Source organism: Saccharothrix violaceirubra, assembly GCF_014203755.1.
Classification (GTDB): domain Bacteria; phylum Actinomycetota; class Actinomycetes; order Mycobacteriales; family Pseudonocardiaceae; genus Actinosynnema; species Actinosynnema violaceirubrum.
On the sequence record NZ_JACHJS010000001.1, the window covers coordinates 2,111,097 to 2,122,648 of the forward strand.

Consider the following 11,552-nt stretch of genomic DNA (forward strand, 5'->3'; position numbering starts at 1 on the left):
TCGCGGCACGGCCGGGTCCGGGTCGGCCGTGATCACCGGTCGACCAAGCAGGTCTTCCGCTCAGTGGAAACCGCTGTTGTCCCGTGACCGGCCGGGCACCTAGCGTCCCGCGCCATGGCACACGCGGCGGAAGGGCGACGGTGACCCGTACTTCGAACACCCCCGCCTACCGGCGCGACCCGGCGTCCCAGCCGCCGGTGCGGTGGCCCGACTACCGGTCCAACGCGTTGCGCGCGCCCGCGCGGCCGTTGACCCTCCTGCCGCAGCGGCTCGGCGAGATCACCGGGCCGCTGCTGGGGGAGGGCCGGGTCCGGCCGGGCGACGACGACCTCACCGCCGGGCACGCGGGCGAGCCGCAGGGCCAGCGGATCACGGTCGCCGGCCGCGTGCTCGACGGCGACGGCCGCCCGGTGCGCAACGCGCTGGTCGAGGTCTGGCAGGCCAACGCGGGCGGGCGGTACCGGCACGACGGCGACCGGCACCCGGCACCGCTGGACCCGAACTTCACCGGCGTCGGGCGCACGCTCACCGACGACGACGGCGGCTACTCGTTCACCACGATCCAGCCCGGCGCCTACCCGTGGCGCAACCACCACAACGCGTGGCGGCCCGCGCACATCCACTTCTCCCTGTTCGGCACCGCGTTCACCCAGCGCCTGGTCACCCAGATGTACTTCCCCGGCGACCCGCTGTTCCCGTTCGACCCGATCGTCAACTCGGTCCGGGACCCGCGGGCCCGGGAGGCGTTGATCGCGCGGTTCGACCTCGACTCCACCGTGCCCGAGTGGTCGCTGGGCTACCGCTGGGACATCGTGCTGCGCGGCACCGACCCGACGCCGATGGGGGACGACGACGATGACTGAACTCCGGACCACCCCGGCCCAGACCGTCGGACCGTTCTTCGCCATCGGCCTGCCATGGGACGACGGCCCGTTCGTCGTCGACGAGGGCACGCCCGGCGCGTTCACCGTCGCCGGCCGGGTGCTCGACGGCGTCGGCGACCCGGTCCCGGACGCCCTGGTCGAGGTCTGGCAGGCCGACCCCGACGGCCGGTTCGACCACCCCGACGACCCGCGCGGCGCCGTGTCCCGGCCCGGTTTCCGGGGCTTCGGGCGCAGCGCGACCGACGACGACGGCCGGTGGTCGGTGCGCACCGTCAAACCCGGACCGCTGCCCACGCCCGACGGTCGGACCGAGGCGCCTCACCTGAACCTGTCGGTGTTGTGCCGGGGCGTGCTGGTCCGGCTGGTCACCCGCGTGTACTTCCCGGACGAGGACAACTCCGCCGACCCGGTGCTCGAGTCGCTCGCCGACGCCGAGCGGGCCACGCTGGTCGCCGCGGCCGTCGACGCCGGCTACCGCTTCGACATCCACCTGCAAGGGGAGCGCGAAACTGTCTTCTTCGAGCTCTGAGCTGTGGCGGGAATTCACCGATCCGGCCGTGGAGGCCGAACTCGGTGACCACGCGTGGGTGCGCGCGATGCTCGACTTCGAGCGCGCGCTGGCCCACGCCCAGGACGCACCGGACGTCGTCGTCGCGATCGACGCCCTGGTGCCCGACCCGGCCGATCTCGGTCGGGCGGCGCCGGTCAGCGGTACCCCTGTCGTACCGCTGGTCGGCGCCATCCGGGCGGCCCTGCCGCCCGACCGGCGCGCGGCCGTGCACCGCGGCGCCACGAGCCAGGACGTCGTCGACACGGCGCTGTCCCTGGTCGCGTCCCGGTCGTTGCGGCCGATCCTGGCCGGGCTCGACGCCGTCGCCGACGAGTGCGCCCGGCTGGCCCGCGACCACCGCGACACCCTGATCACCGGCCGCACGCTCGGGCAGCACGCCCTGCCGACCACGTTCGGGTACAAGTGCGCGGGCTGGCTGGTCGCCGTCCACGAGGCCGCCGACGGGCTGCGCCGGGCGCGCGACCGCCTGGCCGTGCAGTTCGGCGGCGCGGTCGGCACGCTCGCCGCCGCGCCCGCCGACGTCACCGACCGGCTCGCCGCCGACCTCGGACTGGCCGCGCCCACGCTGCCGTGGCACACCGACCGCACGCGGATCGCCGGACTCGCGGGCGCCCTCGGCACGGCCGCCGGGGTGCTGGGCAAGATCGCGGGCGACGTCGTGCTGCTCGCCCAGACCGAGGTGGCCGAGGTCGCCGAGGGCGCGGGCGGGACGTCGTCGACCATGCCGCACAAGCACAACCCGATCCGCGCGGTGCTCGTGTCGGCGTGCGCCCGGCGGGTGCCCGGCCTGGTCGCCTCGGTCCTGTCGGCGATGGCGCACGAGCACGAGCGGGCCACCGGCTCGTGGCACGCGGAGTGGCGGCCGGTCACCGAGTCGCTCAGCGCGGTCGGCGGTGCGGTCCTGGGCACGCGGGAGCTGCTGTCCGGCCTGGTCGTGGACGTGGACCGGATGCGCCGCAACCTCGACCTCACCGACGGGCTGCTGCTGGCCGAACGGGTGGCCGCGCACGTCGGCGCCGACACGGTCGCGGAACTGGTCCGCGCCGGCCTACCGTTGCGCGAGGCACTGGCCGCCCGCACGGCCTTGTCCGAGCACGAGATCGCGCACCTGCTCGACCCGGCCGCGTACACCGGGCACGCGGGCGCGTTCGTCGACCGCGCGCTGGCCGCGCACCGGGGGAGGACCCGACCGTGAGACCGCACCACACGCTCGACGGTCCGCCGGACGCCCCGGTCGTCGTCCTCGGCCCGTCGCTGGGCACCACGACCGCGCTGTGGGAACCGCAGCTCGACGCGTTGACCGGGCACTTCCGCGTGCTGCGCTACGACCACCGCGGGCACGGCGGCAGCCCGGCCGCGACCGGGCCGTTCCGGATCGACGACCTCGCCGAGGACGTGCTGGAACTGCTCGACGGCCTGGGCATCGCCAAGGCGTCCTACTGCGGGGTGTCGCTGGGCGGCATGGTGGGCATGTGGCTGGCCGGCCACGCGCCCGAACGCGTCGACCGCCTGGCGCTGCTGTGCACGACGGCCGCGTTCGCCACGTCCCGGCCTTGGACGGACCGGGCGGCGGCGGTTCGTTCGAACGGCACGGGGTCGATCGCGTCCGCCGTCGTGTCCCGCTGGTTCACCCCGGAGTTCCGCGACCGCGCGCCGGAGACCGTGCGCGCCTTCGAGACCGCACTGTCCACTGTGGATGACGAGAGCTACGCGGGGTGCTGCGAGGCGTTGGCCGCACTGGACCTCCGTCCCGTTCTGCCCGCCATCGAGGCGCCGACGGTCGTCGTGTCCGGCGCGTCCGACGAGGCGACGCCGCCCGCGTGGCAGCGCGCGATCGCCGACGCCGTCCCGGACGCCAAGCTGGTGGGCGTGCCCGGCGCGCACCTGGCCGGCGTCGAGTCGGCGGCCGAGGTCACCGCCGTGCTGCTCGACCACCTGGTGCGGTCGTGAACGACGGGGAGCGGGTCCGCCGCGAGGTGCTCGGCGACGAGCACGTGGACCGGGCGCGGGCCCGTGCCGACGACTTCACGGCCGACTTCCAGGACCTCATCACCCGGTACGCGTGGGGCGAGATCTGGACGCGTCCGGGTCTGGACCGGCGGACGCGCTCGTGCGTCACGTTGGCGATGCTGGCGGCCCTGGGCCACGAGACCGAGCTGGAGATGCACGTCCACGCCGCGTTGCGCAACGGGCTGACCCGGGACGAGATCAAGGAAGTGCTGCTGCAGGTCGCCGTGTACGCGGGCGTGCCGGCGGCGAACCGCGCGTTCGCCGTCGCGCAACGCGCCCTCGGCGGGGCGTAGGCCCGGGCTCGGTCGCTTCATCAAGGAGGCTCATCACTTCCGGCTCACGCTTGCCCACCGCGGACAAGGCGCGCGCGTGGTCGATCGGGAACGCCACCTTCCGGGACCGGCCAGGAATGTCGTCCGGCGGATGGAACCGGGTCTGCGACGATTGCCGGGGTGACGACCTCCGGGGTGACGACCAGGTACCTGATGCGCCCGGGTCGAGCCGCGGACCGACCGCAGATCGCGAACCTCGTCCGTGCGCGGGCGGCCTGGATGCGCGACGTGGGTTTCGGCAGGTGGGTGGGCTGGGATCGCAACGCCGACGAGTTGGCGAGCCAGGCCGGAAGCGGGCGGTGGCCCACCTGGGTCCTGTGTTCCGGTGATCGCGACGTCCTGGGAGTCACCACGGCCGCGGTCGACACACCCGATCTCGGGTGGGGCGCGGAGGAGCGGGCCGAGAGCGCGATCTTCCTCCAGTCGACGGCCACGGACCCCCGGTTCGCGCGACGAGGTCTGGGGATGATCATCGCGTTCTGGGCGCTCGACCAGGCCGCACGAGAGGGGCGTGCCTGGGTGCGTCGTGGAGTGCTGACGATCGGCCGGGACAACCGGGGACTCGTCCGCTACTACCGGACGCAGGGATGGCGGATCGTGCGGGCCGTTCCTCATCCGAGGAAGCACGGGGTGACCGTGTGGTCGTTGCAGAGGCCGGCCGAGCGGCAACCCGAACTCGGCGAGTTCGTGGCGTGGTGATTCGGAGAGTGCCCGACCGACGACCAGGACGACCGTCATACCGGCCGCAGGGGCTCGTGCGTGCCGGTCGGGAGTTCGACCTCGATGGCGTCGCCGGGGCGGACCGTGCCGCCGACCAGCACCACGGACATGATCCCCGCCCGGCGCACCACGGTGCCGTCGGCGGCGGTGTGCAGGACCTTCTTGAGCAGGCCGGGCTGGAAGTTCTCGATCTGCACGCACGGGTTGCGCAGGCCGGTCACCTCGACGACCGCGTCCGCGCCCAGCCGCAGCCGGGTGCCGGTGGGCAACCCGAGCAGGTCGACGCCGCGCGTCGTGACGTTCTCGCCCAACTGGCCGGGGCCGACGGGACTGCCGTCGGCGGTCAGCTCGTCGTGGAGTTCGGCGTGCATCAGGTGGACCTGGCGCAGGTTGGGTGCGGTCGGGTCGCGGCGGACGCGGGACCGGTGCTTGACCGTCGTGCCCTGGTGCGCGTCCCCGTCGACCCCGAGACCGGCCACGAGGAGGACCTCGTCCCGGGTCGGCTTGGTGAACGTGTACTGCCCGCTGCCGCTCACCGCGATCACGGTCCCCATGCCGCCGAGCGTATCGGTAAGACTTCGGGCCGGTCCGGCGATAAGGACGGTGTACCACCACACCCTGCACATATCGATGGTGATGACGATGAGCAACCCATTGAGCCACCGGGCACGCGCACTGCTGCGCGCCGTGGAAGCCGGCCGCGCCGAGGTCACCCTCAGCCGCGAGCCCGATCTGAAGGTCGACGGACTGCTGTGCAGCGACCAGTCGTCGGCCCGTGAACTGTCCCGGGCCGGACTCCTGCGTCCGGCGAGGGACACCCCCGGGCACTGGGTGCCCTGCGAGCTGACCGCCGAGGGACGCGCGCTGCTCGCCTAGGCACACCGTTCGCGGACACCGGTCCGGGGTGGCACGCCGCAGGAGACGATGCCGGTCGCGGCGCGAACTCCGAACCGACGCCGTGCGCGTGGGTGGGCGTCGTGCGCCATGCGTGCGGTTCGTGCCGTGCGGACATCCGTGCCGATCCGAGTGTGGGTTCGGTTCGGCGTCGTGCGGACATCCGGTCCTGTCCCGACGCGGGTGCGCGGACGTCAGCCCGTGCGCGACTCGGCGCGGGTTCCGGTCCACGCCGACCACAGCGCCGCGTACCGGCCACCGGCGGCGACGAGGTCGGCGTGGGTGCCGCTCTCGACCACCCGGCCCTGTTCCAGCACCACCACGCGGTCCGCCGCCGCGGCCTGGGTCAGGCGGTGTGCCACGAGCAGACCCGTGCGCCCGTCCAGTGCCCTGGCCGCCGCGGCTTCCAGTTCCCGCGCCCCGGCACTGCCCGCGTCCGCCGTGGCCTCGTCGAGGATCGCCACGGGCGGGTCGACGAGCACCAGGCGGGCCAGGGCCAGTTGCTGGGCCTGTGCCACGGTGAGCCGGTGGCCGCCGTCGCCCACGACCGTGTCCAGCCCGTCCGGCAGGGCCAGGGCCCAGTCCAACGCGCCGACCGTCGCCAGCGCCGCGCGGACGTCCTGGTCCGACGCGGAAGCGCGGGCCAGGCGCAGGTCCTCCGTCAGCGGCCCGGCGAAGACGTGCACCTCCTGGGTGATCAACGCGACCGACCGCGCGGCCTCGGCCAGCGGCACGCCACCCAGCGTGATCGCGCCCGTCGTCGGCCGGTGCACGCCGGCGATCAGCTTGGCCAGCGTGGTCTTGCCCGCGCCCGACGCCCCGACCAGCGCGACCCGTTCACCGGGCGCCAGTTCCAGGTCGACGTCGCGCAGCACGGGATGGCCGTCGACGTACGCGTGCCCCACGCCCGCGACCTCGACGGTCGGGTCGACCACCACCCGGTCCGCCGGCTTCTCGACCGGTTCGTCCACCACGCCGACCAGGCGGGACAGGGACGCGGTCGCGGCCTGCGCGTCGTCGGCCAGGGCCAGGGCGGCGTTGAGCGGGTTGAACAGGCTGTGGAAGTACAGGGCCGCCGCGGTGGCCGTGCCCAGGGTGGCGCCGCCGGTGCCGACCAGCCAGAAGCCGGTCGCCAGCACACCGGCCAGCCCGATGAACTCGGCCAGGTTGAGCCGGCCGTAGAAGCGGGTGAGCAGGCCGATGCCCTGGAGCGCCAGGTCGACGGCGGTCGCGGACCGCTTCCGGACGCGCTCGACGTGGGTGTCCGCCAGGCCGAACGCGCGGACGGTCGCCGCGCCGCCGATCGACTCGAGCAACTGCTGCTGCTGGGCGCCGACCGCGACCCGCTGCTTCGCGTAGAGGCGCACGGCCGTGCCGCCGTACCAGCGCACGGTGTGCAGGTGGATCGGCAACGCCAACAGGACCGGGAGCAGGAAGCGCCAGTCCAGCACCGCGATGGCGCCGATCGTCAGGACGATGGTCAGCATCGACCGGGCCAGCACCGGCGCGGCCGTGCGGACCGCGTCGGACACCACCTGGACGTCCCTGGTCACGCGGGACGTGAGGTCGCCGGCACCGGCGCGCTCGACCCGGTCCAGGGGCAGGTGCAGGGCCCGTTCGACGAACCGCTCCCGCAGGTCGGCCAGCATCGCCTCGCCGACCCGCGCCACCCGGCCGGTGCCGATCGACGCGGAGACGCCCTGGACGATCGCCACGAGGATCAGCGCCACGACCGGCCAGACCAGGTTCTTCCCGCCGCCCGCGACCGTGTCGACGATGTGCCCCAGCAGGGGCGCGGTGGCCAGGCCGACCACGGTGCCCGCCACGAGCACGAGCAGCGCGATCGTGGCCGCGAGGCGTCGGGGTCGCAGGAGTCCGGCCAACGCGGCGCGGGTGCGCGCCGTCGTGGCGATGGTGAGGAGCCGCTCCTCGTCACTGCCGGTCAACTCAGCACCACCGCTCGGTAGTCGTCGTCCGATGTCACCAGATCGGCGTGGGTGCCGGATGCGGCCACCCGGCCGGTGTCGAGGAAGATCACCCGGTCGGCGGCGGCCAACAGGGCGGGTCCGGTGGCGACGACGATCGTGGTGGCGCCGGCGCGCAGCCGCCGGATGCCCTCGGCGAGGGCCACCTCGGTGACGGCGTCGACCGCGGTCGTGGGGTCGTGGACGACCAGCACGGGCGGGTCCGCGGCCAGGGCGCGGGCCAGGGCGACGCGTTGGCGTTGGCCGCCCGAGAGCGAACGGCCGCGTGCGGTGATCGTCGTGTCCAGGCCGTCGGGAAGCGCGCGGGCCACGTCGTCGACACGGGCGGCCGCCAGCGCCTCGGCCACGCGGCTGCCGCCGTCGCGGACGTTGGCCAGGACCGAGCCCTCGAACAGCTCGGCGTCGTGCGCCGCGACGAGCAGGGCCGCGCGCAGTTCCGCCGCGTCCACAGTGGACAGCAGGATGCCGTCGAGGGTCACGGTGCCCGCGGTCGGGTCGACGTCGCGGGACAGGACCGCCAGCAGGGACAGCGCGTCCGCCGGATCGCGGGCCACCACACCGATCAGCTCGCCCGGCCGGGCGACGACGGTGACGTCCCGCAGCGTTCCCGAGGTCACGCCGCGCAGTTCGACGTGGCCCGCGATCGCGGGCAGGTGCGCGGTGCCCGGCGGCACGGCCGGGGGAGCGGCGAGCACCTCGGCGATCCGGGCGGCCGACGCCCGGCCCTGCGCGAACATGCCGTTGACCCACGAGAAGACGGTCAAGGGCCACAACAGGAACTGGGCCAGGCCGACCGCCGCCACGAGCTGCCCGACGGTGATGTCGCCGGCGATCGCGAGCTGTCCGCCGACCAGCGCGACGATCGCGAGGAAGATGCCGGTGAGCGTGAGCATCGAGCCGTCGAGCCACGCGCGGGCCCGCGCGGCGCGGACCGCGGCGGCCATGGACGAGCGGCTGGTCTCCCGGTAGCGGGCCGCCGCCGTGTCCTCGGCGCCGATGCCCTTGAGCGCCCGCAGGCCGGCGACGAGGTCGGCCGCCACGCCCGACGCCATGGCCGCGCGGTCCTGCTCGGCGTCGCTGCGGCGTTCCAGGGGCTTGCCCAGGAAGTGCGCCGCCGTCAACAGCAGCGGTGCCGCTACGAGGATCAGCAGTCCCAACACTGCGGACACCCGCAGCAACGCGACCGCGCCGACGAGCAGTCCGACGACCGCGGCGAACGCCGTCGGCAGGGCCAGGTTCACGGCCCCCACGCGTTGCGCGTCGCCGGTCGCGATGCCCGCCAACTCGCCCGACAGCCGACCGCGCACGCCCGACAGGACGCGGCACGCCAGCCGGGTGCGGACCGCGTGCGCGGCACGGTGCGAGGCGGCCTCACCACAGCGCAGTGAGAACCGGAAACTCAATGACAGCACGACGAAAACGAGCGCGAGCACACCGATCCACCACGCCAGTCTCCCGGTCGCGCCGGTGCGTACCGCTTCGTCGATCACGACGCCGATCAGCAGCGGAACCGCGGCCTCGCCGGCCTGGTGCGCCGCCCCGAGCACGGACGCCGCCGAGACCGTCCGCCACTGGCCCGACACGGCGTCCCTGAGGACCGTATTCACCCCCGGACCACCTTCCCTGGTTGCCCCAGGGAAGGCTACCCTAAGCGACGGAGAGGTCCGGATCACTCCCACGGCGCGCACCGGTTAGGTTAGGGTAACCAAAGTTCGATCTCCCTGTAGTCGCACCGGATGGGACAGCCATGCCACAGCCCCCTGTCTTCGACGTCCTCGGCGTCGGTTTCGGGCCGTCCAACCTGGCGCTCGCGATCGCCGTCACCGAGTACAACGAAGCCGGTGCGGACGACGACGTGGTCACGGCGCACTTCCTGGAGCGGCAGGACGGCTTCGGCTGGCATCGCGGCATGCTGATCGACGACGCCACCATGCAGGTGTCCTTCCTCAAGGACCTGGTGACGATGCGCAACCCCACCAGTTCCTTCAGCTTCCTGAGCTACCTGCACGCGCGCGGCCGGCTGGTCGACTTCATCAACCACAAGAACCTCTTCCCGCTGCGCGCGGAGTTCCACGACTACTTCGAGTGGGCCGCGGACCGGGTCGACGACCTCGTCTCCTACGGCCAGGACGTGATCGCGGTGGACCCGGTCGTCGAGGACGGCCTGGTGACCCACTTCGACGTGACCTCCCGGTGCGGCGGCGCCCTCGAGGTCCGCCGGGCGCGCAACCTCGTGCTGGCCACGGGCCTGCGGGCCCGCCTGCCCGACGGCGTGGAGACCTCCGCGCGGGTGTGGCACAACCGCGACTTCCTGCACCGCGTGGAGTCCCTGCGCGACCCGGCCCGGCTGGTCGTGGTCGGCGCCGGGCAGAGCGGCGCCGAGGTGACCGCGTACCTGCACCAGAACTTCCCGCGCGCCGAGGTGTGCGCGGTGTTCGCCCGCTACGGCTACAGCCCGGCCGACGACAGCTCGTTCGCCAACCGGATCTTCGACCCGGCGGCCGTCGACGACTACTTCGGCGCGTCCGACGACGTGAAGCGGCGGCTGATGGACTACCACGCGAACACCAACTACGCGGTCGTGGACACCGACCTGATCGCCGAGCTGTACCGCCGGGTCTACCGCGAGAAGGTGTTGGGGCGGCAGCGGTTGCGCGTGCTGAACCTGTCGCACGTGGCGGCGCTGGACGAGCACGAGGACGGCGTGCGGGTCACGGTCGGGTCGCTGGCCGGCGGCGGCCGGGAGGTGCTCGACGCGGACGCGGTGGTGTACGCCACCGGTTACCGGGAGTCCGACCCGACCGAGCTGCTCGGCGAGCTGTCCGGCCGTTGCCTGCGCGACGAGCACGACCGGCTGCGCGTGGGCCGCGACTACCGGCTGGACACCGACGACCAGGTCCTGGCCGGCATCTACCTCCAGGGCGGCACCGAGCACACGCACGGCATCTCGTCGTCGTTGCTGTCCAACACGTCCGTGCGGGTGGGTGAGATCCTGCGGTCCGTCGCCGACCGCCGGACACCCGAGGTGCCCGCGCAGGCCGAGTACGCGGTCAGCGCCTCGCGCGCCCGCTGACCCCGCGCCCTCGATCCCGAACCCCTCTCTCCGCCGAAAGGGCAAACCCCGACATGTCCACGAAATCCCGGCTGGTCGCCGTCCTCGTGACGGCCCTGCTCGCGGTCGCCGCCTGCGGCGGCGGTGGCACGACCGGCACCGGCGCCTCGTCGGCCGGCACCGCGCCGTCCGGCGAGTTCCCCGCCAAGGTCGAGCACAAGTACGGCACGACCGAGATCAAGTCCGCGCCGCGGCGCGTCGTCACGCTGGGTCTGTCCGACCAGGAGCCCGCGCTGGCCCTGGGCGTCAAGCCGGTCGGCGTGGTCGACTGGTTCAAGGAGCGCCCCTACGGCAACTGGCCGTGGAGCAAGTCCCTGTGGGGCGACACCCAGCCGGAGATCGTCGGTGAGCGCGACGAGTACAACCTGGAGAAGGTCGCCGCGCTCAAGCCCGACCTGATCCTCGCGGTCTACTCGGGCATGAAGCGCGAGCAGTACGACACGCTGTCCAAGATCGCGCCGGTCGTCGCGCAGCCCAAGCGGTTCCCGGACTACGGTGCGCCGTGGCAGGAGCAGACGCTGCACGTCGGCGCCGCGCTGGGCCAGAAGGCCAAGGCGCAGGAGCTGATCGACGGCGTGGCCAAGCGGTTCGCCGACGTCCGTCAGGCGCATCGGCGGTGGGCCGGCAAGACCATGGTCGTCGCGGACAGCTTCAAGCCGGGCCAGTACTCCGCGTTCGCGCCGACGGACCCGAAGGCGATCTTCATGAAGGAACTCGGGTTCACGCTCGTCGACGAGATCGGCAGGATCGCCGGCCAGGCCAACGTCGCCGAGTTCAGCGAGGAGCGGTTCGACCTGCTGGAGGCCGACCGTCTCGTGTGGCTGATGTTCGACCAGAGCGCCTGGGACCGGGTCCGGTCCGTGCCGGCCTACCAGCGGCTCAAGGTCGTGACCGGCAAGCGGGACCTGTTCCTGACCTACTCGGACCCGCCGATCGGCGCGGCGATGTCGTTCAACACCGTACTGAGCGTGCCTTACGGCATCGACCAGGTCGTACCGTTGCTGGAGAAGATCTCGGACTGAGGGTCCGTGGGTCGTCCGCGGG

The 11,552-nt window shown here is 73.4% G+C and carries 12 protein-coding genes; 9 read left to right on the top strand and 3 right to left on the bottom strand.

What is annotated here, in order from left to right; translation table 11 throughout:
• Positions 1-140: 140 nt before the first annotated feature.
• From pcaH to F4559_RS10560, 6 genes are all read left to right on the top strand, one after another.
• On the top strand, positions 141-863 hold the full coding sequence (pcaH, locus tag F4559_RS10535; protein ID WP_184667998.1) for a protocatechuate 3,4-dioxygenase subunit beta: 723 nt from the start codon (positions 141-143) through the stop codon (positions 861-863).
• A complete protein-coding gene (gene pcaG / locus F4559_RS10540) occupies positions 856-1,413 on the top strand; it encodes a protocatechuate 3,4-dioxygenase subunit alpha (protein ID WP_184668000.1) in 558 nt (185 codons plus the stop codon). The genes pcaH and pcaG overlap by 8 nt, the downstream gene beginning before the upstream one ends.
• A 28-nt stretch (positions 1,414-1,441) precedes the next feature.
• The gene (locus F4559_RS34870) at positions 1,442-2,650 is read left to right on the top strand and encodes a class-II fumarase/aspartase family protein (protein ID WP_312865568.1); all 1,209 of its coding nucleotides are present in this window, start codon (positions 1,442-1,444) and stop codon (positions 2,648-2,650) included.
• Entirely contained in the window at positions 2,647-3,405 is a 759-nt protein-coding gene (gene pcaD / locus F4559_RS34875) for a 3-oxoadipate enol-lactonase (RefSeq protein WP_184668002.1), read from the top strand. Before F4559_RS34870 ends, pcaD begins: the two co-directional genes overlap by 4 nt.
• Positions 3,402-3,758 (top strand): 4-carboxymuconolactone decarboxylase, encoded by a 357-nt coding sequence (gene pcaC / locus F4559_RS10555; protein WP_184668004.1) that lies wholly within the window; start codon positions 3,402-3,404, stop codon positions 3,756-3,758. Before pcaD ends, pcaC begins: the two co-directional genes overlap by 4 nt.
• A 159-nt stretch (positions 3,759-3,917) precedes the next feature.
• A complete protein-coding gene (locus tag F4559_RS10560) occupies positions 3,918-4,496 on the top strand; it encodes a GNAT family N-acetyltransferase (RefSeq protein WP_184668006.1) in 579 nt (192 codons plus the stop codon).
• Between the two features lie 35 nt (positions 4,497-4,531).
• Here F4559_RS10560 and F4559_RS10565 read toward each other — a convergent pair whose 3' ends face one another.
• Entirely contained in the window at positions 4,532-5,071 is a 540-nt protein-coding gene (locus F4559_RS10565) for an MOSC domain-containing protein (RefSeq protein ID WP_184668008.1), read from the bottom strand.
• An 88-nt stretch (positions 5,072-5,159) separates the two neighbouring features.
• On the opposite strand from F4559_RS10565, the gene F4559_RS10570 reads away from it, so the two are divergent.
• On the top strand, positions 5,160-5,393 hold the full coding sequence (locus F4559_RS10570; protein WP_184668010.1) for a hypothetical protein: 234 nt from the start codon (positions 5,160-5,162) through the stop codon (positions 5,391-5,393).
• Between the two features lie 212 nt (positions 5,394-5,605).
• Here the strand turns inward: F4559_RS10570 and F4559_RS10575 are convergent, their stop codons facing one another.
• A complete protein-coding gene (locus F4559_RS10575; RefSeq protein WP_184668012.1) occupies positions 5,606-7,357 on the bottom strand; it encodes an ABC transporter ATP-binding protein in 1,752 nt (583 codons plus the stop codon).
• A complete protein-coding gene (locus tag F4559_RS10580) occupies positions 7,354-9,003 on the bottom strand; it encodes an ABC transporter ATP-binding protein (protein WP_184668014.1) in 1,650 nt (549 codons plus the stop codon). The genes F4559_RS10575 and F4559_RS10580 overlap by 4 nt, the downstream gene beginning before the upstream one ends.
• A 140-nt stretch (positions 9,004-9,143) precedes the next feature.
• Here F4559_RS10580 and F4559_RS10585 point away from each other — a divergent pair, with 140 nt between their 5' ends.
• Both F4559_RS10585 and F4559_RS10590 read left to right on the top strand, forming a co-directional pair.
• Positions 9,144-10,469, top strand: coding sequence for a lysine N(6)-hydroxylase/L-ornithine N(5)-oxygenase family protein (locus F4559_RS10585; RefSeq protein ID WP_184668016.1), 1,326 nt, complete (start codon positions 9,144-9,146; stop codon positions 10,467-10,469).
• A 53-nt stretch (positions 10,470-10,522) separates the two neighbouring features.
• On the top strand, positions 10,523-11,530 hold the full coding sequence (locus tag F4559_RS10590; protein ID WP_184668018.1) for an iron-siderophore ABC transporter substrate-binding protein: 1,008 nt from the start codon (positions 10,523-10,525) through the stop codon (positions 11,528-11,530).
• The last annotated feature ends 22 nt before the right edge of the window (positions 11,531-11,552 follow it).

Coding starts and splice junctions, on each gene's coding strand:
- pcaG (WP_184668000.1), top strand. CDS start 856: ATGACTGAACTCCGGACCACCCCGGCCCAGACCGTCGGACCGTTCTTC.
- F4559_RS10565 (WP_184668008.1), bottom strand. CDS start 5,071: ATGGGGACCGTGATCGCGGTGAGCGGCAGCGGGCAGTACACGTTCACC.
- F4559_RS10570 (WP_184668010.1), top strand. CDS start 5,160: ATGAGCAACCCATTGAGCCACCGGGCACGCGCACTGCTGCGCGCCGTG.
- F4559_RS10585 (WP_184668016.1), top strand. CDS start 9,144: ATGCCACAGCCCCCTGTCTTCGACGTCCTCGGCGTCGGTTTCGGGCCG.
- F4559_RS10590 (WP_184668018.1), top strand. CDS start 10,523: ATGTCCACGAAATCCCGGCTGGTCGCCGTCCTCGTGACGGCCCTGCTC.